We start from the raw sequence: 23,460 nt of genomic DNA on the forward strand, positions 1-23,460 counted from the left end.
CTGAGACGAACCAACTGGAGCCGCTGTCACGGGCTCAACTTATTTTTCTTTTTTTTCTAACTTAACGGTATCTGTAAAACGATTGATCAAGATTTTAGCATTTCCGTAGAGGTAAATTTCGCTACTCCCAGAGGTTTCAATGGTAATTTGATCTGTCACTTCTACATAAACATCGCTTGCTATTTCGGCAATAACCGTACATGTTTTTGCGGTTAAATTTCTACCGTTGAATTGCGCATTATTATCGGCCCTTACAGCAAGGTTTACGGCGGTGCCTTCAAAATCTGCATTGGCACGTTGGTAGAGATCAGCCTTGATTTCTGTAGCATTGATCAACGCGTCTGCTTTAGCATTATCGCTCATTTCTATTATTGCAGACGTGGCGGTCACGTTTAAACGTGCTTTCACTTTTTCAAGACCTACAAATTTAAATGTATCTGATTTGATATTAAGATACGCTCGGGATGAACCTGTGGCTTTAATATTAGCGTTTTTTAGCTCTAGAGACGTCAAGGAGCGTATTTCTGCATCACCAAAAACTTCAATATCACTAAAGGTGTCCCCATAGTTGATCTTCACCTTCATGTCCTTTGCTCTTAGCTCTCGAGTGGTCTTTAATGTCAAGATGCCATTAATAACTTCTATCGCAATATATTCATGTAAATTATCGTCGGTTTCTATTTCTACGGAAGGTGTTTTGCTGTAAAAGAGTTCCATTTCAAATTCTTCTCCAACGACAAGCTTAGAAAATTCATCCACAGGAGTTTGCCTGATGGTAAGGTTACGGTCACCCTTTACTTTCTCTAATTCTTGGGCTATAGAATTATAAGAAGACAGTAGAACGATGATAAGGAAAACATAGGTTTTTCTCATAATGTTGGGTTAAGTTATTAAAACAAATATAATACAAAAACCATCCCAAAAGCGTTTTGCAATTGAAATGGCCTTAAATCTATAGGTTTTACGGCAGCTAAAGTACGGCTTATTCTCTACGAACCGTGCCTGAGGTAACGCCGTTTTTTTCTAACAATTCTGGATTGCCATGGTAGGTAATATCGCCACCACTATTTGCAGTTACAGTTAATTTTTTGATTGTATTGACTGTGACGTCTGCACCGCTAGAAGCACTGGCATTACAGGTATTGCTCAATAGATCACCAGCAATGATGTCACTTCCGCTTGCTGCTTTTGCTATAAACTCGTTGGCTTTTCCAGAAACCTTTAAATCACTCCCACTAGAGGCATAGCAAGATAAATGTGTGACATCTAGCTCCAATTCAATATCTGCGCCGCTGGCTGAATTTAACTTTAGGCTTTTTGAAGTAATTGTATTGTTTCCGTAAATATAACTTCCGCTGCTAGCAGAAATTTCTTCAAGCTCTTTAACGTTTACAAATACTTTTTTAGATGTTGCAGAACCAATATTTTCTTTGGTAGTTATAATTAAAACACCGTTTTCAATAGTTGTAGTTATGAGATCTTGAAGATTTTGATCTGCCTCAACCCTAATAGAGGCGACATCATTTTGGGTGATGTAAACATCTAGACCTCGGCTAGCTTCTATTTTATTGAAAATTTGCGTTGAGGGTCTTTCAACGGAGGTCACCTCTCCATTGCCTTTGGTGCCTGTGTTCCAATTAGCATCGAAATTACAAGAGACCAATAGAAGGCTTAAAATTAAAGTGATGGTGAATTTAGCAATAGTAGTCATGATTGTTCGTTTTTTGATTGATGATGTGATTAGTGATATAATAACGGCTCAAATATTCTGTAATTTTTAGAGATTATCAATTTAGAAGAGCTGAGCCGTCATTTTATATTGATGAATTGTTAGTCATCGTCGGTAGTAATTTCTATGCCGTTACTATCGATATTTACTCTAACCGATTCTGACTTTGCCTTTACCCCTTGGCTATCTACTTTAACAGAGCTGTCCTTAGCTCGAGCTTCTATACCAGTGCTGTCTATTTTAATGCTACCATCTTCATCCTCTATATCAACGTTGATTTTGAAATCATCTTCCAGATCGCAATCGAAGCATTCAATATCATCTTCAAGAACTTTTAGTAAGTTGCCAACTTTTCCGAAGTTAATGATACTGCCGTTAGAATTGTGGTGACTTAGATAAGAGCGCGTGTTGTCATTCATTTTAAACACCTTGCCTTCTGGTAAATACACAATCACATTTACATATTGATCTAAGTATTTGTTGTCATAATCAGTAAGCCAAAAGTTGTCTAATAGCAACTGATTATTTTTTAACTCATACTTATATTGAATAAGTTCTGCAGACTGTCTGGCCTCAATAAAGTCTCTTCCTTTAGCTTCTTTGATTACTTTAATGGTTGCTGTTGAATCTTTTGTAGATTTTATAGTAATATGTACGTTTCTAGAGTAAATCACCTTATCGTCGTTTTGATCGTAAGTAATTTCAAACGCACGATTGCGATAATCTGAGCTGCTCATTCGGTTCATTTCAAAACTGGACATCTTAATAGATAAGGTATCTTTTGTGGTAATATCCAAACGTTCATCTATAGCAACAGAATTTTCTAGGGCAAAAAATGAGGCTTGCTTAGCACCAATAAAAATGATAGCGAACAATGCAAAAAGCCATAATCCTAAGAGCGTGAATTTTGCAACTTTGCCTATGGATTTTAAGTTGGTGATTAAAATCTTAAGTCCGAGATACGCAATAAAGAAAATAGGAATTCCGAAAAAGGTAAATAGAATGAGCCCACCTAACCAAATTGGCATTCCTGTGGTGTTAAGCGCATCAGGGTAGTCCATCCACCAAGGGTGGAAATACGAGGAGCTCCCTAATGAAAATAAACTAATGATCAAACCTAATAGCAGTACGGCACCAAAAATGATGAGCGCAATACCAAAAAACTTAGCAAAAATCTTAAAGAAAAATAAGATGATGTTCCCCAGAGTTTCAAAAAAGTTAGTTGACGTAGACTTGATGCGTTGCCCTTGTTTATTAAAATCGGCACGTTTTACACCTTCGGAAATGCTATCGCTAACATGCTCAAACCCTTCTTTGATTTTGTCACCATGCTTTTTTAAATCAACGTTTTTTTTTACATGATCGGAAACACTACCAAAGCCATCCTTGATTTTCTTTTCAATGTTACTGATATTAATAGGCTCACCTTTCATCATTAATATTTCAGACGTGGTTTTAGCCTCTGGGACAAGAATCCAAAGTAATATATAAAGCAATACTCCAGTACCTGCACCAAAAATGAGTAAAATCCATATCAAACGGATCCAAACCGGTTCAATTCCAAAGTAATGACCTAGACCAGAAGACACGCCACCTACATAGGAGTTTTCTGTATCTCTAAAGAGACGTTTGGATGAGGTCGATGTGCTCTTGGAAGACGATGACTTGTGATGTGCATAAGTTGGTTCATCTTCAAATATATCATCATCAACCAAATAGTCCTCTGGTTGTCCCATGATGGTAATAATGGCATCTACTTCCTTAACACCAATTACTTGTCTTTCGTTTTGCACGCGCTCATTAAAGAGCTCGGCGATACGAGCCTCAATATCTGCTATGATTTCAGAACGTCCTTGAGAATCTGTAAATGAACGTCTTATAGCTTCAAGATAGCGCTGTAATTTGAGGTATGCGTCTTCATCTATATGGAAGAACATTCCTGCTAAATTTATGTTGACTGTCTTATTCATTGGTTTGGATTTATTGTTTTTTAGGTCTGGTGACGAGATTGACTGCGTTTTGTAGTTCGGTCCAGGTAGTATTCAATTCTTTTAGAAATAATTGCCCTGTTTCTGTAAGGCCATAATATTTTCGTGGTGGACCAGATGTGGATTCTTCCCAACGGTAGTTGAGTAAACCTGCGTTTTTTAGTCGTGTTAATAGCGGATAAATGGTACCCTCTACTACGAGCATCTTGGCATCTTTAAGCGTTTCAAGGATTTCTGCAACATAGGCATCTTCATCTCTAAGCACGGAGAGGATGCAATATTCCAAAACGCCCTTACGCATCTGCGCTTTTGTGTTTTCTATTTTCATGTGTTCATTTTGATTTTTTAAATCGAGTATAATCAATCGACGGCTTTGTTTATAACAGACTGATGAGATACTGTTAAAATTTTGTGCTAATAAATTAAGCATTTAGCCGCGGATGATTTTTTTACGATTTATGATTCTATTCGCTTTTTGATTGATGATATTATTTAAAAGTTATGACGAATTATTTATTTGAAAATAAGTTGATTAGTATATACCAAAAGGCTAATGCCCAAACTGATTATAAAAAAAGTGGCTGTGTTAAATTTCCAAGATATATTATAGATTAGCGTGACTTTAATTACAAGAAAAATTAAAAAGACACTTACAAGTATTGGGAGCGTCATTTTTCCAATATTTAACCATTGGCTAACTCTTGCTTCATCGTTGGCTAATGTTAAATAGCTTATTACGCTGGCCATAGTTCTCATTAGAGCGGCTGTAAAAATATAGGGGTACCAAGTTTTTAAGTTTTTTATCGTCAAAATACTGAACAACACAATCGCTTGAATAATTGTAAATATTGGGCCAGCAATACTTACGGTTTGCTGATGCCATTCTTGTTGATAAACTTGACCATCTAATAAACCAGCAGAATTTAGGGTCATCGACATACTGTAGCCTAGACTATTTCCCGTAATAAAATGTGCAGCCTCATGTAGGAAAAAAGTAATAAATACAGCAAGCAAACAGTAGGCAACATATTTTACTGAAATTGACATGGTTGTTTGATTCATGAGCTTTATTTTAAAAAATTGATGGTCAAAGGGTATTGATACAATTCACCATCTCTAGCTTTTAAGCTCGCAATGACTATAAATATGAGTTCAAGAATAAAGCCTACTACAGCTAAAAACCCTAGTCCTCCTGTGATATAAAGTAGGGGGGAAGGCTTTCCAATATTTAAATGAAAATCATGAAACCCGTTCCAATCTATAAAATCGAGACCACTTGCTAATTTGAAAATAAAAAATGGAATGGTCAGCATGCCAATAATGAGCGTGTAGAGCAAAATACTAATTTGAAAATTAATGGCTTGCTTTCCATGTTGGTCTATAAATTCAGATTTCTCCTTATTTGTGGTCCATAAAATAATAGGCCCAATAAAATTTCCTAAAGGTACTAGAAACCTTGAAAAGGTAGACAGGTGAATAAAAGTGGCAATATTTTTTTGATGGTTGGTTATCATGATTAAAAAGGATATAGTATTTTCTTATACAAATATATGTCTAAAAAAAGGTATTATGTTACACATAGTACTAAAAATTAACAATTTGTTAACAAATTGAGGATCCAATAATTTTCGATATTTTAGCTGAAACAACTTTGAAAATGACTGTCACTGCTAGAAAATTAAATGCTTTTTTATTGGTAAAATTACCTGCGGCTTACTTCTGTGGTGTTCGAGCAAAGTTTATAGATGATACCACATGTTTAGTTTCCGTAAAGTTTAGATGGATTAATCAAAATCCGTTTAAATCTATGTTTTGGGCAGTTCAAGGAATGGCTGCAGAGCTTACCACGGGTGCTTTAGTTATGAAAAAAATAAAAGAAAGCGGTAAAAATATATCGATGTTGGTTGCCAATAACAATGCGTCATTTACTAAAAAAGCAATTGGGAGAATTTCGTTTACCTGCAATCAAGGTCATGCTATTGATGAGGTGATAGCCAAAGCAATTGCCACTAAAGAAGGACAAACCGTTTGGCTTTCTAGCATTGGTATTAATGAAGAAGGTATTAAAGTTTCGGAGTTTAATTTTGAATGGACCCTAAAATTGAAAGCTTAATGGTGTTTATTGTAAAGCGCTCAAAATAAAATTTCTTAGTCTTTATGACCTGTTTTTTGTAACAAAATCTAACATAGGGCAACCAATATATCGAACAATCAAAACTCAAAATCATTATGACATCACACGAAATTGACTATAGAATTTACGGAGAAGAAATGCAATACGTCGAAATAGAATTGGACCCACAAGAAGGCGTTATTGCTGAAGCGGGTAGTTTTATGATGATGGACGACGGCATTAAAATGGAAACCATTTTTGGTGATGGATCCCAAAGTGATTCTGGCTTCTTCGGAAAAATACTTGGGGCAGGAAAACGAATATTAACTGGAGAAAGTTTGTTTATGACTGTTTTTTACAACACGCTCACTGGAAAACGAAACGTGTCTTTTGCTTCTCCGTATCCTGGAAAGATCATTCCCGTAGATTTAACAGAATTTCGAGGGAAGTTCATTTGCCAGAAAGATGCATTTCTATGCGCTGCTAAAGGTGTTAGTGTTGGTATTGAATTTTCAAAAAAATTAGGGCGTGGTCTTTTTGGAGGAGAGGGGTTTATCATGCAAAAACTAGAAGGTGATGGGGTGGCCTTTGTACATGCCGGTGGCACCATGGCGAAAAAGGTGTTGCAACCTGGTGAAACTTTAAAAGTAGATACAGGTTGTATTATAGGCTTTACACAAGACATCGATTATGATATTGAATTTGTAGGCGGTATTAAAAACACCATTTTTGGAGGTGAAGGCTTGTTCTTTGCAAAACTACAAGGACCTGGTACGGTCTATATCCAATCCTTGCCTTTCAGTCGATTAGCCGGTAGAATCTTGGCATCTATACCAAAAGGAGGTAAAAGCAGGGGAGAAGGTAGTGTGCTCGGTGGTTTAGGAGATTTATTGGACGGCGACAATCGATTTTAAGAATTTATTGGCTGTTAAAGTTTAGACCTGTTTAACATTTTATCAGATTTTTTAGTACATTTAACGAGAATAATAACCGTTTGCCTATCGTTGAATTTTACTTTTATTTAACCAAAACTAAAAAAAATGGCAAGAGCAATGTTCGAGTATACCAAGACTGTACTTAATAAAGTCAGTTTTGATTCTACATTGTTCTGTAGAGAATTACAAAAAGCACTTCAACGCTTACTACCTTATGAAATTGAAGAGCTTAAGATTTATATCAAGTCTTTAATACTACAGAACCCTGAATTGGATCAATGTTTAATATTATTAAAACCATAAAAAAGAAGCGACCTTCGGGTCGCTTTTTTTATACTTGCTATTTTGGTAAAGGACTTACGATCTCTACATTTTGAAACGCAATAGCACCTCTAATAATACCAGAGATCACGTTATGAAGTGCATCTATGATTTGCATTTTAAGCTCATTTTTGTGATAAATAATACTCACTTCACGCGCTGGGGAGGGTTCATTAAAATGTCTTAATTGCGACTTCATCTTATCATTAAGATCCATAGTATGAAGATAGGGCAAAAGCGTCATGCCTAAACCTTCGTCTGAAAGCTTGATTAGGGTTTCAATACTCCCGCTCTCTAATTGAAAGTTGTCATTATGTGAGTCATTGAGTGCCTTGCATAAATTGATGACACCGTCTCTAAAGCAATGGCCATCCTCTAATAATAAAATATCGTTGAGATCGAGATCACTTACATCTAATTTAGTTAATTGTGATAACGGGTGATCGTTTGGTACATATCCTACAAAAGGTTCGTAGTACAGCACGCGCTCTTTAATAATATCATGTTGTAGCGGAGTTGCGGCAATGGCGGCGTCTAAATGTCCGTCGTTAATTCTAGTGATGATTTCTTCGGTGGTGAGCTCCTCAATTTTGAGTTTTACCTTCGGAAATTTTTTAATAAAGGTCTTGAGAAACATCGGCAATAACGTTGGCATAACGGTTGGGATAATGCCCAGCTTAAATTCTCCACCAATAAATCCTTTTTGCTGGTCTACAATATCTTGAATACGATCAGACTCATCTACAATATTTTTGGCCTGATGTACAATCTTACGACCAACATCGGTTAGTTCAATGGGTTTTTTACTTCTGTCGAAAATAAGAATGTCGAGCTCATCTTCTAATTTTTGAATTTGTGTACTCAAGGTTGGCTGTGTCACGAAACATTTTTCGGCAGCTTTGGTGAAATTTTTATGTTCAGCAATAGCTAAAACATAATGAAGTTGTGTTATGGTCATAGATTAAAATATACCTGCAAAATTATCAATACTATTTATAAAAACTATAGTGTTTTGTGTTAATAATAGTTTAAATGCATGTAAATGAAAAAATCCAGAATTCAAAAATTCTGGATTTTGTAAAGTGGTCATTGAAATTGTATTTATTTAGAATCTTAAGGCTAAACTTAAATCTTCATCAGAGACATCAAATTTAGCATCCTCGTATCGTGGTGGGCCAAAACTTCTGGGATTATTGGATAGCCCGTAAGATTCTTTAGGCATGCCGTTAGACTCAAAATCCATACGTTTGTTATCGTTTTCGTCATGAAGTACCATGACGGCATATTCGCCAGGTTTAACGTTTTCAAAAGTGATGGTTGCCTTGCCGTTAGTGATTTTGCTGGTTTTGCTATCAACTCCACCTGTTTTCATAAAGGTGTCTTTTGAGTGAAGTACAAATAAAAGGGAGCCATTATCATTTTTGGCATTTTCTAAGGTAACGGTTAAGGTTTGTCCGGTTTCATCTTGAGAGAATCCTAATAGAGAGATACAGGCGAAGGCTAAAGATAGAAGTAACGTTTTCATGAGATTTTGATTTAATGGTTATTGTCTTTCGATGAATCAAATATCCTCTGAAAGTAAAACTTTACCTAAACGAAACTACTGAACTGTGATTTTTTTAGGTTGGACTGTCAATTTTTGAGGTGTTAAATCAATCCTCTTGCTTTAATCTCTAAATATTTATTAATGGTATCTAGGGTAAGATCTTGTGGTGTGGTCAAGATGGACTGGATCCCGTATTTTTGAAGCTCACTAACAATCAATCGTTTTTCATATGCAAATTTCTCGGCAATCACTTTATCGTAAGCTTGTTGCACAGTTTCTGCCTTTCCTGAAATTAAAGTGTTGAGTTCTGTATTCTTGAAGAAGATTACCACTAGCAAATGATTTTTAGCAATACCTTTTAGGTACGGAATCTGCCTGTGCAGCCCGTCAAGCGTTTCAAAATTGGTGTAGAGTAACATCAGGCTTCTCTGTTTGATATGACGTTTAACGTCGGCATAGAGCCTACTGAAGTCTGTTTCGTAGAAATCTGTTTTCACATTATAAAGCGTTTCTAAAATCAGATTCATTTGCGAGGTACGGCGTTCGGCTACAACAATATTTTCTACCTTTTTAGAGAATCCTAAAATACCGGCTTTATCTTGTTTTTTTAAGGCTACGTTTGAGATGACCAAAGCTGCATTGATGGCATAATCTACTAGTGTAAGTCCATCAAATGGCATTTTCATGGCACGGCCTTTATCTATAACTGAATAAATGGGCTGTGATTTTTCATCTTGAAATTGGTTTACCATCAATTGATTGCGCTTTGCAGTGGCTTTCCAATTGATCGTTCTTAAATCATCACCTAGAACGTATTCCTTAATTTGCTCAAACTCCATGGTATGGCCAATCTTTCTGATTTTTTTGATGCCATATTGATGTAAATTATTGCTAATGGCCATCAAGCCATATTTACGCAATTGCATGAAACTGGGATAGGTGGGGATCATGGCATTCTGATCTGTAGTGAAGCGTCTCGCCACAAAACCAAAAACAGAGGTCACGTAAATGTTTAATTTTCCGAAGTGATATTCACCCCGTTCTACAGGACGTAACTCGTATGCCATTTGGGAGGTACTCGAGGCATCCAATTTCCGAAGAATGCTAAAATCACGAACTTGAAATTGTTCAGGGATTTCGTCAATAATAGTCACATTGACGTTAAAGGTATAATAATTTGAAATTTCTAAGTGTATCGGGTTTTGATCACCGTTAGAGAATTTCTCTGGTAATAGGCGTTTGCCCACCACACCGCGTTTGGCAGCGAACAAGATGATCGTGTCCAAAATGGTGAGCGTGGCTAGTAAAAGGAGCAATAGTTTAACAATATTGAATAATCTTGGAAACACAAAACTGAGCACAAAAAGTATCATTAGCCCAATGCAGGCGTAGAAAAATCGATTTTGTATGTAGAAAGGTTTAATACGTTTCACTAGAGTTTTCAATATAAAAATGCAACACTATGATGTTGTTGACGTTTCTTTTCAGTTGATTTTCGGGATGTCACTAACCTCTTATCTTGGTATTTCTACCGCTTCAATAATCTGTTTGATAATTTGTTTTGTGGTAACGCCTTCCATTTCACGTTCTGGAGTTACAATGACGCGGTGTTGCAATACTGGCACGGCAGATCTTTTGATGTCTTCTGGAGTTACAAAGTCACGGCCGTCCATTGCCGCAAAGGCCTTACTGGCTTTTAAAATGGCAATAGAGGCTCTTGGCGATGCACCTAGATATAGAAAAGGATTGTTTCTCGTGTTTACAATCATATCTGCAATGTACCTCATCAAGTGTGTTTCTATTTTGATCTGCGTCACCAAGGCCTGAAAATCGTTGATCTGTGCTTTGCTTAGGTGTGCAGTAACTTGATCGGTTTTAGAAATTCCTTTTAAATTTTGCTCTCTGTTTAAGATTTCTACTTCTTCTTCTACGTTAGGATAATCAATATCAATTTTGAATAAAAAACGGTCTAATTGGGCCTCTGGTAGTCGGTAAGTGCCCTCTTGCTCCACTGGGTTTTGTGTGGCCAAAACGATAAACGGCAATTCCATTTTAAACTTGTTACCATCTATGGTAATCTGACGTTCTTCCATGACCTCAAATAATGCTGCTTGTGTTTTTGCAGGCGCTCTGTTGATTTCGTCAATAAGAATCATATTAGAAAATATAGGGCCTTCTTTAAACTCAAATTCGGTAGTTTTCATATTAAATACAGAAGTTCCCAGAATATCACTCGGCATTAAATCTGGTGTAAATTGAATTCTACTAAAGCCAATATCCAAAGATTTGGCCAACAGTTTTGCAGAAACGGTTTTAGCGACACCAGGTACGCCTTCTATCAAGGAATGTCCGTTTGCCAAGATAGAGGCAATAAGCATGTCTATCATTCCTTTTTGACCAACAATGACTTTGCTAATTTCGTTTTTGATAAGTGCAATCCCTTTTTGCAATTCGCTAAGGTCAATGCGATTTTCAAAACTTAGGTCAGCGTTTTCAGTTTGAGACTGTTCTTGAGATTCTGACGTTTCAGAATGTAATTTTTCCAAATGATCTTCTGTATGCTTAGGGGTTAAGTCCTCATTTTGGTTGTTATCTAAATGTTCCATATCTATTGGGTGTAAAAATCTTCAATTGCTGTATTTAATCTTAACAAGTCGGCTTCGTTACAGTCGGCCTTGCTTCTTAAATATACAATTTGATTAATGAGTTTTTTAATATCGGTTTGTTCTTTATTCGCTTTTTGAGCTAAGTTTTTAATAAACTTTTCATCTAAAGTTTGCGTGTCTAGATAGTAAACACGTCTAATATACTCTAAAAAATATTTTATTTTTTTCTCAATGAGATTGTTGTGATCTTTTGTTTCGTAATAAAGATTACCAATGGTTTTTGTGAAATCAACCGTTGTATTTTTTAAGGGTTCTATCACCTTAACCACACGTTGGCGCCTTTTGGCATTAAAAATCATAAATAATACAATGGTAATTAAAGCCAGATACCAAGCATAGCGCAGTGCAGGTTGACTTAGCACAAAGCGCATTGGTGAATCACCGAGATCTTTTGTGGTTTTATTTCTAGAGTCAAAATAAATGGTATCGTCATTAAGATAAGACATTACTCCAGCTGCATATTTTGCATTTGATTTTTTAAGAAGGTGGTAATTGGTAAATACAATGGGTTGCAAATGTAAGAACACACGACCAGAGCCCCAGTTGACCTTGATGAAATTGACGTGGGTAGAGTCTGCAAACTTTTGCTGTCCTAAAACCGTGGTGTATAGCGTATCTACCGAAGAGAAATAAATATTACTTAATCCCTTTTCTATGGATATAGAATCATTTTTTAAACTAGGATTTGAAAAATAGAGCTCAGCCTTACCTTTAAAATCAAAAGCATTTTCGGTTTCAAATTTGAGGGAGTCCTGTAACCGAATGGGGAAGTAATTCGCAGAAATAAAAATGTCATTGCCGTGGGAGGCAAAATCTAAGAGTTCTTGAGCAGAGCTATTGTCTAAGTTAGGATATTCATCTATTAAAATATAATTACCGGTTGTAAGATATGAGCTGTCTTCCCAACTGTAATAGTCATCAAAGTATTCGTAAGGGGTGACCTTTATGTCCTGTGTCTTACTGTCTGGGAATAACGTATGAAGTTCATTGTAAAACACAAAAGTGCCATAAGGGATCTTATGGGTTTCTTTAAAGGTTTTCTGCCAGTTAATTGGTGGTGGTGTTGAGAACTCCACAGCAATGATGCCTAAAAAAAGTAGAATTAGTAACCCAACGTATATTTTTAGGGTCCTGCTCATACTTTTATGGTATTTAAGAATCTGGTAAATGCTTTTTTGGCCCTTTGAAACTGCAGATCATCTATATCGAACTCACCGTACCAAATGTAGTTATAGAGGTATGAGGTATATGAAAATTCTTTTTTAGTGGCTTCGGAAGTAATTTCGTAATAGTAGTCGCTATTGGTTTTTTCAACATCGTAATCGATGAGTTCTGCTTCGGAAAGTGCCTTTAATAACCATAAATAATAAAACCGAATTGCTAAACGGTAGTTGCCGCTGCCTTCTGCCTCTTCAACTAGAGTACTGAAATCGGTGACATGGATATTATTTTCTAGATCTGTAACGGGAATAATACTTTTATCTGATGATTTCCCAAAGACCCATTTCCCTTCTTTATTGATGATGGCCTTTACAATAAAGAAGACAACTAGAAGAAAAATAACAACGTAAAAAATCGTTAAGGCTAGATCGGTGAAATCAGAGGCTTTCGCATCGGAGTTTAAATCAAAAAGATCTTTAAAAATATCGCTAAGCCATTGCTTAAACCGCGTCCACCAACCAGATTGATCGACACTGCGCTCATAGATGAAATCATCATCACTGTATTTCGCTTTTAAATCGTCATAGCTTCGCTTATCTATGGGCTCGTTATCAAAGTATAAGGAGTCTTGAAGCCTTGGTGCTCTAACGCTTTCGGTTAAACTAGACGCATTTAACAGTGCTGACGTTCCGAAGAGTAAAATTGCGATATATCGTTTAAGGAAATTACTCACCCGTACCTATTTGGTCGATGACACTTTTGGTATTGATGTTTTCGTTGTCTTCCTTAAGACTATAAAATACCATACCTTGATTGAGTTGAGTGATAACGTTAAGCACCGAGCTTACTAAAAACGTCAAGAAAAAAACGGCCAACATTATGACCGTCATGGTTGCCCCAATATCTTGAGAATCGGGCGCGGTACCATCTTCAATGGTTGTAAAAAGGCTCACCATCCCGAAGATATAAGGAATGATGGCTATAATATTTTGTACAATATAGCTCATGACATAAAAAATGCCCACAGATCCAACAGCAACCCAAAATTTAGTTCCCAAGAGTGTCCAAGAATATCCAAAACAATCCCAAATGCCTCGTTTACCCCTAATGTATTCCATCAAAGACATTTGATAAAATAGACTTATAGCACCAATAAGGAGAGGTAAAGCCAATATTCCAATTATGGTTATGGTAAGTACAAATCCTACAATCCCTGCTATAATTATTATAGGAATGATTAAAATAATCCCACAGATTAAAAAGATAAATAGCTTACCGATGTTTGATTTATAAGCTGAAATGAGCTCATTGACACCAAAATGGTTACCCTCACGTTCTTCATATAATTTCAAATAAATAGGGAGATACGCATAAGAAATTATACCAGCAATGAGCGCTACAATTATAAAAATAAGCACGAGTATAATGAAGAGTCCCGCATTCTCATTCATATAATCATCAATAGCAGATGCGTTTCCATTTATTAAACCTCCAAAAACAACATCTGAATAGAATTTTGTAAAGAAGTAGCCTAAGACCATTAAAATTAACAAGAAGATGCCATTAACTGCAAAGAAGTTCTTGAACAGATGTCCTCCATTGGCTTTTACAAAAGCGAATGTATCTTGAAAAAGAGCACCAAAGTCTCTGGACTTATAAAGTTGCTGCATGGTTGTTTTTAAGTTTAGCGTTTAAGATAAAAGGATAAACAAGATAGTAAAATGAGATCATGCTAAGCGTCACTAAGATAATACCTACCGATAGCCAGTTGGGCATAACGTTGGAGTAGCGTGTTACATAACCTTCTAGAAAACCAGCCGCGATGGTAAACGGGAAGGTGCTTATTAAAATTTTGACGCCGTTTTTAACGCCCATTTTAAAAGAGGTGAGTCTAGAAAATGTCTTTGGAAACAGAATGCTGGCACCAAGTATAAGTCCTGCAGCGCCTTCAATAACAATAGCAAAGATTTCCATAGAGCCATGGATCCAAATCCCTCGAACGCTCTCCCAAAGAACGCCCTCTTGATAAAAGAAATATTGAAAGGCTCCTACCATAATGCCATTGTACATCATGACCAGGCCTGTTCCCAAACCTCCAAAAACCCCGAATATAAAAGATTTAATTCCAACATATAGATTATTAAGTGTAATGCCTATAAAACTACCCCAATTGCTACCACTTTTATAAACCGCAACGGGGTCTCCAGCCTCAATGTTTTCTAAAGTTTCATTCACATAGCCATCACTTAAAATCAATCTCACAAAAGAATCGTCATAAGCTGCAGAAACAGCACCTATGGCCATAAAACTTAAAAAAATAATGAAGGCGTACAATACATATCTTCGGTATTCATAAACAATCATGGGGACTTCTATCTTCCAGAAATGCAGGAATCTATTGGTGTCCTCGCGTTTGGTCTTGTAAATTTTTTGAAAAGCCTTTGCGGCTAAGTTGTTTAAATAAAGAATTGTTTTACTTTTGGGATAGTAAGTTTGAGCGTAGGATAGGTCGTTGACCAATTGAATGTAAAGCGAAGCAAGTTCGTCTGGATTTTTAAGCGTTTTGCCAAAAATGGCCTTTTCAAAACTGAGCCATTTTTCTTTGTTTTGCTTAATAAACGCAACTTCTCTCATAGCTTCCAAATTAAAGCAATAAATGGTAGAGTTACAAATAAACACCACTCAAAATGTGAATATAAATTTCATCGCTGCTAGCGTTGGAGAGCGCATTTTGGCCTTTGTAATAGACATTATTATTAAGATTGCTTATGTGGTGGTAACGTATCAATTGGTCTTCAATTTATTTCATATCGACGATATGGTGAGCGATATGGACCAGTGGTCTCAGATTGCTATTTACGTAAGTTTTTATTTGCCTGTGGTCTTTTATTCGTTGCTATTTGAAACGTTTTTGGATGGGCAAACCCCTGGTAAGCGCATTATAAAAATAAAGGTGGTTAAGATTGATGGTTATCAAGCCTCTTTGGCAGATTATATGATTCGTTGGTTTTTCAGAATTATTGACTTAAATCTATTAGGTCCGCTGTTTGGCCCTGTTGTGGCTTTAATTACCATTGTATCTAGTGACAAGAATCAGCGATTGGGTGATATGACGGCAGGGACCTCGGTGATAACCCTTAAGAATAAGGTAACCATTAGCCATACTATTTTGGAGGAGTTGGGTGAAGATTATATACCCACTTATCCTAATGTGATAAAGCTTTCAGATAATGATGCCCGAATTATTAAAGAAACGTTTGTGCGGGCTAGGGCTTCTAAAGATTATGCGACGTTGATTAAACTTCGGAAGAAAATTGTAGAGGTGGTCGGTATCAAAGACTACAATGAAGAAGACATCCAGTTTATTGATGTTATTTTAAAAGACTACAACTACTACACCCAAAACATGTAAGGTTTTCTTTTTAGGTTTAACTTCTACATTTTCAGAATTACTATTTATTTCAAGCATAGGTTGCTATTTCACAACATATCAGATTCAATTTTAAGCTGTTTTCTTGTTTTAAAATGTTAAGAAAATCTGAGCTAAGCTTTTAGGCTTTCTGTAGTTTTGTAACCTAGATTTTAGTGCGAACTAAATTTAAATTTTTAGGATCAAATGTTTATACAAATTATAGATATTTTAGGAACGGTAGCCTTTGCGATTTCAGGCGTTTTGGTAGCGTTAGATAAAAGAATGGATGCCTTTGGTGTGCTCATTATCGCCTTTGTTACCGCTGTTGGTGGTGGTTCTTTACGGGACGTTATGGTTGGTATAGAGCCTGTGTCATGGATGACCAATATGACCTATGTTTACGTCATTATCGGATCTGCTGCTTTTGCTGTTTTGCTTCGGAATAAAATAGCGTATTTGAGAACCTCTTTGTTTTTATTTGACACTATTGGGATTGGTCTTTATACTGTGGTTGGTATTGAAACTGCTTTGATTGCTGGTTTGCACCCTATCATTTGCATTGCACTTGGTACGATGACCGCTTGTTTTGGTGGTGTAATTCGTGATATCCTTTGTAATGAGATTCCTGTAATTTTCAGAAAGGAGATCTATGCCACGGCTTGCATATTAGGAGGCATGACCTATTTTTTACTTCGGAAATTTGTAGCAGACAACAACTTCATCTTTGTAGTTGCAGGAGCAGTAGTCATCGCTACCAGACTTTTGGCGGTTAAATTTAAGATTAGCCTGCCAAGTTTGTACAAGACTGGTGATGACCTTGCAGCTTAGTTATAGTCTGTAGGCATCCAGCAATCTTGATGTTTTAAATTATAATTAAAATAGGGTATAGCCAACTATGATTGAAGTTCCAACGTAATTTGATCTCCAACCTGCATAATTCAAAAGATCTCTACTGGTTTGATGCCTTAATTCAACACTGTATTTATTGTTGTATTTATAACCTATGCCAAAAGCAAAATTGCCAGAAGATTTGATTTCTATATCAGAGCTCTTTTCGTAATTAATTAAAGATTTTTTTCTAAAATCAACAACAAACGCAGCATTCAAGAAAATTTTTGAGTTATTGTTTAAAAACCGGTAGAAGGCGAGCGATTGACCTTTTTGGCTATGAAAAACTTGGACTTATTTTTTCAAAAGCGTCTGGATAATGAGATGTTCTTTAAGTGATAATCGTGTATTTTTTTTGTGTTCATACAACGTGTTTATTTAGTTTGTAATGAATAACTATGAATAGAAAAAGAAAACAAACCAAAGGTTTATCTATATCATTTTGCAAATAATCTAATGACTATCAATTAAATGTATGTAGTGTTGGCTATTCGTTGTTAATTTCTGCAGGAACACTCATGGTATTCATTGAGATATGCGATTGTTTCCATGCTTAGTTTTTCCACAATTGGAATATTTATGTCATCTAGTTTCTTGAAATAAATACAGGCTTTCCCCATTTTGAATTTTCCTAAATCTTTCAAAAGAGTATCGCTTTTTTCTGTTTTAGAATAGACATAAAGTGAAAACTGTGCTTTTCGTGGTGAGAAACCTAACAAAGGAGCATCGCCTTCATGACCACTAGCATATTTATAGTGATAGCTTCCAAAACCTATAATTGTTGGTCCCCACATTTTTGGTTCAAAACCTGACCATTCACGCATTAATTCTATTAATTTAAAACTATCAGATTTCTTCTGTTCATTTTCAACGTATGATTCTATAAAATCAAGAACATCTACTTCCGTTTCAGATGTCTTATTTTTTGTCATTTCTCTTATAGTTTTTATATATGTGATATGGCTGTTTCACAATGCCTACTAACGGTCTCGACTACGAGTAGTTGCGTGGTTTAGCGGTTAACTATTCAAGTACATACAAACTAAAAATCCATGAGGATTTTCAGAAATAGGCGAGATCAAGCAATTACTTATAGCAATTGTTGTGTACCGTTTTTTATTTCAGTCGTTTTTTGATATCCATTCTCTGATGTGAAATTCTAACGATTTCGACAATTTCATTTTCGACTTTCCTGTAATAAATCAGATGAGATTTGATTTTAGTTACTCGATAGTTTTTTCGAGTTTGTTCTGCGGATTTTCCAATCAGATAGTTGTCCGCAATAAATTCAATCTCTCCGATTATTAAGTCGTAATATCTATCAGCTTGTTCTTTAGACCATTTGTGAAAAGTATAAATCCAAATATCATTTAAATCATCAATAGCTTGTTTGCTTATTCGATATTTGTTTTTACTCATAAGTGTTGACGATGTAATTCAGACAGGTTTTGTTTCGGGTCAAAATTTTCAACAAATTCGCTATTTTCTCCAACTTCGAGAGCTTTAATCAGTTCTCTTTCCTTTTTTTCTTCACGTTCTAACAAACGTAGTGCTGAACGAATTACTTCGCTAACCGAACCATATCTACCAGAATTTACTTCTTCTCTGATAAAATCCTCAAAATGATTTCCGAGTGATATTGAAGTGTTTTTTCCCATTTTAGCTATAAATTTACTCAAATATACCAAATCTTGGTAACGTAGCCAAATTGCACACAACGTGTTTGTGTATGATTAGTGGCGTGTTTTAAACACTAAAGTTAGCAAATAAATCACAGATAGAAAGTCCGCGAGGACTTTCGTAAATAGGCTAGAACTAGCAATTAATTTTATACGGCTTAAGTTAGCATTTTATTAAATTAGGTTATAAATCAGAAAGAACAAAAGAGAGGATCAAGGTTATTTTATACGCAGAAGCTTAAGACTTCGTCAACATTGGAAACCCCCTCTCTTTTCTACACAGATTCCGTACAGTTCTATGAGGCTTTTAGACCTCGATTTCAAGTCGTTGGAACTCGCGTAGATTGTCCTTTCCACAATCATTTTCTTATGAATAAAGATATTGAATATTTTGGTATTGGCATCAGCCACCTGGTTTTTGACGTTACGGATTCCGATGGCAATCATCATCAGTTTAAGAACAACACTTCCGGCTTTAAGAAGTTTGTAAAGCTCTTGGGCCAACAGAGCCATTGCGTTATGGAGGCTACGGGTTATTACCATTATCAGTTGGCTTATTTTTTACTTGAATCCGGTATAAGGTTATCGGTAGAGAACCCATTGTCGGTAAAGCGTTTTATTCAGATGAAGCTGTCAAAGGTCAAGACCGACAAGAGTGATTCCAGGCTCATATGTGAGTATGCAAAACAGGTGGAGCTGAGAATCTGGAAAGGCAATTCAGGTCACCAGAGAGAATGCCTGCAAATGACCAGGCTGCTTTCCGTATATATAAAACAGAGCACCATGCTAAAAAACAAATTACATGGAGAAGCTGTTTTGGGCAACCCAAGTAAGGCAGTTGCAGGTTCCTTGAAGCGGAGTTTGAAGCAGGTCCAAAAGGAGATAGGAACCTTGGAGGAGAAACTGTTGGCCTTGGTCAAACAAGAGCACCAAGACGTTCTGACACGCTTGAAAACGATACCTGGGATCGGGAACAAAACAGCTGTTATGCTGGTTGTCCTTACAGATGGCTTTGAGCGTTTTACAAGTGGAGGTGAGCTGTGCAGTTACGCAGGTCTGACACCGGTGATCAGAAAAAGTGGAAGCAGTGTAAATGGACGTAGCCGAATCAGTAAAATGGCAAATCAGAAACTACGTAATCTATTGTTCATGTGCAGTTTTAATGCCTGTAAATACAACAGGGCCTGTAGGGAAATATATGAACGGATCGTCGCTAAGGGAAAGAGTAAAAAACTTGCGCTAATAGCGGTCTGCAATAAGCTGTTGAAACAAGCATTTGCTATAGCTAAATCAGGTCTGGTATTTGATCAGGAATATAAGAGTACGCTAGTGAGAAATTAATGGAATTTTACTTGTTTTTTACCACAGTACTTTGTTGCTATAGTTATTTATTCGCTTTTTTTGTCAATAAGGACTTCATACTTTCAGTGAATCCTTTAGCAGACTCTTTACTTTGTATAATCTGATTTATTAAAAATATCAAAATACTCTTTATGTGATTTGCATTTTCCAAACAGGCTTCATCGGATTCTGCGTGAAGTCCTTCGCTCAATTGACTGTGTAAAACTCCTAAAGGATTCATTCCATTTGGTCTTAAAATAGAAGGTAATAAGTCTTTGACTAAATCTATTTTTTCTTGTGTAACTCTTGTTTGTTTGGTTTTTTCGAGAGCTTCTTTATATTCAGTTTGGTTATCTACATCTATAAGGTCTGTAATCGATTCTAATAGCTCATCAATTATGTCTTCTGTAATTCTACGATAATAAGCAAATGCACCAATTCCATATCCTTGGGATTCACATACAAGCCCTTTTCTAAAAGTTTTAGAATGTTTGTGAAGTGTTTTCTCAAGATTTTTGTCCATTTTAATTTCCCATTCAGGATATTGTCCAACTTTATAAATAGTGTTCAAATCCTCACTTACGTAGACAAAAAATCTTCGTTCAAAATCTTTACAAGATTGACATAAATATCTAATGTCAAATACTCTGTTTTGGGCAAGAGCATTGTTGTCGTTTGGATAGTCACTAAAAAAATCACTAGTCATATTAAAAGTCTGTTTAGAATTGCAGACTTTGCATTCCATATTAATAGAAACGTACTTCCAAGATCTTACTTCTGGCTGGAAATCAGATGGTTCAAATTTTCTAAATAAGGAATAATCTTCGAATAGTTCTTTTGTTAGCATATTTAGGTTTTAATTATAGACAACGGTCTCGTATAACCGTCAGTTACGGGTTAATATCCGTTAATTTTCGGTTTAGCACTGACCTTTGCAATTCTGAGTGGATTCGGACGTAGTCAAATCCGCCGTAATTGCGGTTATACATTGTTGTACAACGTTTTTTATCTATCCCAACCATCGATTACATAATTTTTTTCAGTCAGTTTTTTTTCAATTCCGGAACTTTCGGATTTAAACCATAATTCAAATCGAGTAGGATAAAAATTTGAAAAGGTTCCTTCGTAAATAACTGAACTTCCTTTGTACAAATTGAATTTATTATTTAAATCAGTTATTTTATTTTGAGTGCGTTCTGTTAATTTTTCTTGTGATAACCGAATATTTTGAGTCAATTCGAACGCTTTAATATAAATTTCTCCTTTTTCGGTAGGTTTATGCCACATATAAAAATCATAACCACTATAACCGTCTCCAATTATGATAATTTTTTCGTTGTTAACTTTTATTTTTTCAAGAGAATCTATTTGTTGATTTGTCAGAAATTCAACAGGTTTTTCAAAGTTTAATTTATCAGGAATTTCAATGTTATAAAATTCTGCTTCTTCATAATCCTCTGCAAATAATCCAAAAATAATCCAGCCTATGAATAGTACGATTAAGATTAAAATTCCGAATATTATTTTTTTTGCGATGGTCATTTAAATGTTGTACAACTCGTTATATCTCAAATATAACCGTTAAAACATTATAATTGAGGGATAAACCAATATTTAAGGGCTTTTTACGAATCGTTAAGGTCTTTCAAGACCTCTCCATAATCATATTGCAAATCTTCGTGAAGTTTTAAGATTTTTTTTGTTACAGCCTCTACATTGCGGCCGTAGAGATTGGTTAAGGTTGTATTTTTAGAGATGGACGGACGCATCATTTTTAAACGTTTACAAAAGTAGAGTAGCAGTGCCACCTCGGTTTCTTTATTCAAGGAGTAACGAATGTACTTTTTTACATTTCTAAGAATTTTACGCACACTCTTCTTGATGTAATAGAAATTGTTGGTGTTGATTTCCTCAAACTGTTCATCTATTTCGGCTTTTACCGTTTCTATATAACCTTCCTCATCGTGTGCTTCAAATAAAAGATAGGTGAGCAACTCCTTATTTTCCTTTTTAAAACGTGAGAGTCTCAGGCAGAGCGTTTCTAATTCGTCTTTGGTTTTAAATTTTAATTCTTTTCTTATAGTAACTACAGAAACGGCTTTCATGGGCAAACAGTCTATTATGATTTGAACCAAAACTTAATCTAAAAGCGTTAAGGCTTGGGCTTGTTTAAGGGTATCTTGATAATGAATTTAAAAATAAACTATTATGCCATTTATAACAAACAAAAGCAAAAGCAAACCAGTAGATATCTTTTATGAAGACTACGGAAAAGGGCAACCTGTCATTTTAATCCACGGATGGCCTTTGAGTAGAAAATCATGGGAGCAGCAAGTTTGGAAAATCGTAGAAGCGGGTTACCGTTGTATTTCTTATGACCGTCGTGGTTTTGGGATTTCTTCTGCACCTTGGGATGGTTACGATTATTCTTCTTTAACTACAGATTTAAATGCACTTATTGAAGAGCTAGATTTAAAAGATGTGGTGCTTGTAGGATTCTCTATGGGAGGTGGCGAAGTGGTACGCTACTTTACAGACTATGGAAGCGATAAAATTGCAAAAGCAGCATTAATCAGTAGTATCATTCCGTTGGTGAAACAAAAGAGTGATAACCCAGATGGTGTTCCAGAGAAAGATTTGGAAGGTATTAAGGACGCGTTAGAATCAGATCGACTAGGATTTTTAAAAGAATTTAGTAAAGGATTCTATAATTATGATGATAATAAAGACCGCGTAAGTCAGGCGATTTTAGATTATGATTTCATCATTGCTTCTCATGCTTCACCCAGAGCAACTATAGAAACGGCTAAGGCTTGGATGGATACTGATTTTAGACCAGAGTTAAAAAATGTAGATAAACCTACACTTATTGTACACGGTGATGCTGATGCAACTGTACCAATCGAAACTTCGGCAAAACAAGCTGCAGCGCATATTGCCGATAATCAATTTGAAATTATCAAAGGAGCGCCTCACGGGTTGAATATTACCCATAGTGAAGAACTCAATACACTTCTAATTGATTTCTTGAAGAAGTGATCTTCTTTAAATCATGTCACAAAAAAATCCAGTTCTTGTTACAAGAACTGGATTTTTTTGTGCTTTCTTTTATAACTGTTATTTCCGATCTATAGAAAAACGTCCTGGTCCTGCCAAGAAGATCACAATAAAGGCAAAGAAATAGAGAAGCGCCAGCTCTTTCTTGCCTAACGGATCTGCACCATGCACCACAAATGCGGCTACACCCATGGTAATGAACGCGGGAATAGCGGCGATTTTAGTCTTAAACCCAATGATGATAAAAATTGGAGCGACCACCTCACCTATAAGGGTTAAAATTAAAGAGACCGTAGCACCAACCCCTAGCGGATCTGCAAAATCAGAAGGATTGGAGAGCATGCTTAATTTAGGGATGCCATGCGTAAGCATCATACCGGCAAAGCCCAAACGTAATAGTAAAAGTGCAAGGTCATTAAAGTTCTTTTTCATCGTTGTAAAAGATTAATTGGTTAAGGTTTTTAGCAAGATGTCTTGGCTTTTCACAAAATAAAAAGTCATCAAATTGCGGAGTTCATGGGATAAATATAAATATAATATGTGTTGCTGTGGTCATAAAAAAAAGATCCAAAGTTGTCTTTGGATCTTTTTAAATAGATGCTATTTTATTTTTTGTAATGCTTT

The 23,460-nt window shown here is 35.8% G+C and carries 28 protein-coding genes; 7 read left to right on the plus strand and 21 right to left on the minus strand.

Annotated features, from left to right (window positions below; translation table 11 throughout):
- Window positions 1-39: 39 nt before the first annotated feature.
- From P176_RS0114770 to P176_RS0114795, 6 genes are all read right to left on the minus strand, one after another.
- Window positions 40-873 (minus strand): GIN domain-containing protein, encoded by an 834-nt coding sequence (locus tag P176_RS0114770; protein WP_081820727.1) that lies wholly within the window; start codon window positions 871-873, stop codon window positions 40-42.
- A gap of 109 nt (window positions 874-982) precedes the next feature.
- Entirely contained in the window at window positions 983-1,711 is a 729-nt protein-coding gene (locus tag P176_RS0114775; protein ID WP_026755433.1) for a head GIN domain-containing protein, read from the minus strand.
- Window positions 1,712-1,830: 119 nt separating this feature from the next.
- Window positions 1,831-3,699: a PspC domain-containing protein gene (locus P176_RS0114780; RefSeq protein ID WP_026755434.1), complete on the minus strand. Its 1,869-nt coding sequence runs from the start codon at window positions 3,697-3,699 to the stop codon at window positions 1,831-1,833.
- A 10-nt stretch (window positions 3,700-3,709) separates the two neighbouring features.
- The gene (locus tag P176_RS0114785) at window positions 3,710-4,045 is read right to left on the minus strand and encodes a PadR family transcriptional regulator (RefSeq protein WP_026755435.1); all 336 of its coding nucleotides are present in this window, start codon (window positions 4,043-4,045) and stop codon (window positions 3,710-3,712) included.
- Window positions 4,046-4,230: 185 nt separating this feature from the next.
- The gene (locus P176_RS0114790) at window positions 4,231-4,779 is read right to left on the minus strand and encodes a hypothetical protein (RefSeq protein ID WP_026755436.1); all 549 of its coding nucleotides are present in this window, start codon (window positions 4,777-4,779) and stop codon (window positions 4,231-4,233) included.
- Between the two features lie 5 nt (window positions 4,780-4,784).
- Window positions 4,785-5,231: a DUF4870 domain-containing protein gene (locus tag P176_RS0114795; RefSeq protein WP_026755437.1), complete on the minus strand. Its 447-nt coding sequence runs from the start codon at window positions 5,229-5,231 to the stop codon at window positions 4,785-4,787.
- A 143-nt stretch (window positions 5,232-5,374) separates the two neighbouring features.
- Here P176_RS0114795 and P176_RS0114800 point away from each other — a divergent pair, with 143 nt between their 5' ends.
- The 3 genes from P176_RS0114800 (at window position 5,375) to P176_RS0114810 (ending at window position 7,068) form a co-directional block, all read left to right on the plus strand.
- A complete protein-coding gene (locus P176_RS0114800) occupies window positions 5,375-5,830 on the plus strand; it encodes a DUF4442 domain-containing protein (RefSeq protein ID WP_026755438.1) in 456 nt (151 codons plus the stop codon).
- Between the two features lie 116 nt (window positions 5,831-5,946).
- Window positions 5,947-6,744 (plus strand): TIGR00266 family protein, encoded by a 798-nt coding sequence (locus tag P176_RS0114805; protein ID WP_026755439.1) that lies wholly within the window; start codon window positions 5,947-5,949, stop codon window positions 6,742-6,744.
- 126 nt (window positions 6,745-6,870) lie between these two features.
- Window positions 6,871-7,068: a hypothetical protein gene (locus tag P176_RS0114810; RefSeq protein ID WP_026755440.1), complete on the plus strand. Its 198-nt coding sequence runs from the start codon at window positions 6,871-6,873 to the stop codon at window positions 7,066-7,068.
- A 37-nt stretch (window positions 7,069-7,105) separates the two neighbouring features.
- Here P176_RS0114810 and P176_RS0114815 read toward each other — a convergent pair whose 3' ends face one another.
- From P176_RS0114815 to P176_RS0114850, 8 genes are all read right to left on the minus strand, one after another.
- Window positions 7,106-8,044: a LysR substrate-binding domain-containing protein gene (locus tag P176_RS0114815; RefSeq protein ID WP_026755441.1), complete on the minus strand. Its 939-nt coding sequence runs from the start codon at window positions 8,042-8,044 to the stop codon at window positions 7,106-7,108.
- A 147-nt stretch (window positions 8,045-8,191) separates the two neighbouring features.
- Window positions 8,192-8,611: a DUF2141 domain-containing protein gene (locus tag P176_RS0114820; RefSeq protein WP_026755442.1), complete on the minus strand. Its 420-nt coding sequence runs from the start codon at window positions 8,609-8,611 to the stop codon at window positions 8,192-8,194.
- Between the two features lie 122 nt (window positions 8,612-8,733).
- Entirely contained in the window at window positions 8,734-10,065 is a 1,332-nt protein-coding gene (locus P176_RS0114825) for a DUF58 domain-containing protein (protein ID WP_026755443.1), read from the minus strand.
- A gap of 81 nt (window positions 10,066-10,146) precedes the next feature.
- Window positions 10,147-11,238, minus strand: a complete 1,092-nt coding sequence (locus P176_RS0114830) for a MoxR family ATPase (RefSeq protein ID WP_081820729.1) — start codon at window positions 11,236-11,238, stop codon at window positions 10,147-10,149.
- A 2-nt stretch (window positions 11,239-11,240) separates the two neighbouring features.
- Window positions 11,241-12,437, minus strand: a complete 1,197-nt coding sequence (locus P176_RS0114835; protein ID WP_026755445.1) for a DUF4350 domain-containing protein — start codon at window positions 12,435-12,437, stop codon at window positions 11,241-11,243.
- The gene (locus tag P176_RS20090) at window positions 12,434-13,192 is read right to left on the minus strand and encodes a hypothetical protein (protein WP_051605517.1); all 759 of its coding nucleotides are present in this window, start codon (window positions 13,190-13,192) and stop codon (window positions 12,434-12,436) included. Before P176_RS20090 ends, P176_RS0114835 begins: the two co-directional genes overlap by 4 nt.
- Window positions 13,185-14,129 (minus strand): hypothetical protein, encoded by a 945-nt coding sequence (locus tag P176_RS0114845; protein ID WP_026755446.1) that lies wholly within the window; start codon window positions 14,127-14,129, stop codon window positions 13,185-13,187. Before P176_RS0114845 ends, P176_RS20090 begins: the two co-directional genes overlap by 8 nt.
- A complete protein-coding gene (locus tag P176_RS0114850) occupies window positions 14,113-15,093 on the minus strand; it encodes a stage II sporulation protein M (protein ID WP_037348970.1) in 981 nt (326 codons plus the stop codon). Before P176_RS0114850 ends, P176_RS0114845 begins: the two co-directional genes overlap by 17 nt.
- A 22-nt stretch (window positions 15,094-15,115) precedes the next feature.
- Between P176_RS0114850 and P176_RS0114855 the strand changes: the two genes are divergently transcribed.
- A complete protein-coding gene (locus tag P176_RS0114855) occupies window positions 15,116-15,871 on the plus strand; it encodes an RDD family protein (protein ID WP_026756105.1) in 756 nt (251 codons plus the stop codon).
- 204 nt (window positions 15,872-16,075) lie between these two features.
- Window positions 16,076-16,699, plus strand: a complete 624-nt coding sequence (locus tag P176_RS0114860) for a trimeric intracellular cation channel family protein (protein ID WP_026755448.1) — start codon at window positions 16,076-16,078, stop codon at window positions 16,697-16,699.
- A gap of 557 nt (window positions 16,700-17,256) precedes the next feature.
- Here P176_RS0114860 and P176_RS0114870 read toward each other — a convergent pair.
- The 3 genes from P176_RS0114870 to P176_RS0114880 all read right to left on the minus strand — a co-directional run bounded on the left by P176_RS0114870 (window position 17,257) and on the right by P176_RS0114880 (window position 18,417).
- Window positions 17,257-17,691 carry a DUF1801 domain-containing protein gene (locus tag P176_RS0114870; RefSeq protein WP_026755450.1) on the minus strand — a complete coding sequence of 145 codons (435 nt, stop codon included), beginning with the start codon at window positions 17,689-17,691 and terminating at the stop codon, window positions 17,257-17,259.
- 184 nt (window positions 17,692-17,875) lie between these two features.
- Window positions 17,876-18,178, minus strand: coding sequence for a type II toxin-antitoxin system RelE/ParE family toxin (locus tag P176_RS0114875; protein WP_026755451.1), 303 nt, complete (start codon window positions 18,176-18,178; stop codon window positions 17,876-17,878).
- The gene (locus tag P176_RS0114880) at window positions 18,175-18,417 is read right to left on the minus strand and encodes a type II toxin-antitoxin system ParD family antitoxin (protein ID WP_026755452.1); all 243 of its coding nucleotides are present in this window, start codon (window positions 18,415-18,417) and stop codon (window positions 18,175-18,177) included. Before P176_RS0114880 ends, P176_RS0114875 begins: the two co-directional genes overlap by 4 nt.
- 390 nt (window positions 18,418-18,807) lie before the next feature.
- Between P176_RS0114880 and P176_RS0114885 the strand changes: the two genes are divergently transcribed.
- On the plus strand, window positions 18,808-19,779 hold the full coding sequence (locus P176_RS0114885; RefSeq protein ID WP_026755453.1) for an IS110 family transposase: 972 nt from the start codon (window positions 18,808-18,810) through the stop codon (window positions 19,777-19,779).
- Window positions 19,780-19,822: 43 nt separating this feature from the next.
- On the opposite strand, the gene P176_RS0114890 is transcribed toward P176_RS0114885, so the two are convergent.
- The 3 genes from P176_RS0114890 to P176_RS0114900 all read right to left on the minus strand — a co-directional run bounded on the left by P176_RS0114890 (window position 19,823) and on the right by P176_RS0114900 (window position 21,884).
- Complete coding sequence (locus tag P176_RS0114890) at window positions 19,823-20,626, minus strand: hypothetical protein (protein WP_026755454.1); 804 nt, start codon at window positions 20,624-20,626, stop codon at window positions 19,823-19,825.
- Window positions 20,627-20,784: 158 nt separating this feature from the next.
- The gene (locus P176_RS0114895) at window positions 20,785-21,321 is read right to left on the minus strand and encodes a hypothetical protein (RefSeq protein WP_026755455.1); all 537 of its coding nucleotides are present in this window, start codon (window positions 21,319-21,321) and stop codon (window positions 20,785-20,787) included.
- A gap of 83 nt (window positions 21,322-21,404) precedes the next feature.
- On the minus strand, window positions 21,405-21,884 hold the full coding sequence (locus P176_RS0114900; protein WP_026755456.1) for a hypothetical protein: 480 nt from the start codon (window positions 21,882-21,884) through the stop codon (window positions 21,405-21,407).
- Window positions 21,885-21,987: 103 nt separating this feature from the next.
- Between P176_RS0114900 and P176_RS0114905 the strand changes: the two genes are divergently transcribed.
- Window positions 21,988-22,818, plus strand: coding sequence for an alpha/beta fold hydrolase (locus P176_RS0114905; RefSeq protein WP_026755457.1), 831 nt, complete (start codon window positions 21,988-21,990; stop codon window positions 22,816-22,818).
- A 78-nt stretch (window positions 22,819-22,896) separates the two neighbouring features.
- Here the strand turns inward: P176_RS0114905 and P176_RS0114910 are convergent, their stop codons facing one another.
- Complete coding sequence (locus tag P176_RS0114910) at window positions 22,897-23,268, minus strand: DoxX family protein (protein ID WP_026755458.1); 372 nt, start codon at window positions 23,266-23,268, stop codon at window positions 22,897-22,899.
- Window positions 23,269-23,460: the final 192 nt, after the last annotated feature.

The sequence above is a fragment of the Sediminibacter sp. Hel_I_10 genome (assembly GCF_000688335.1).
Lineage (GTDB): Bacteria > Bacteroidota > Bacteroidia > Flavobacteriales > Flavobacteriaceae > Psychroserpens.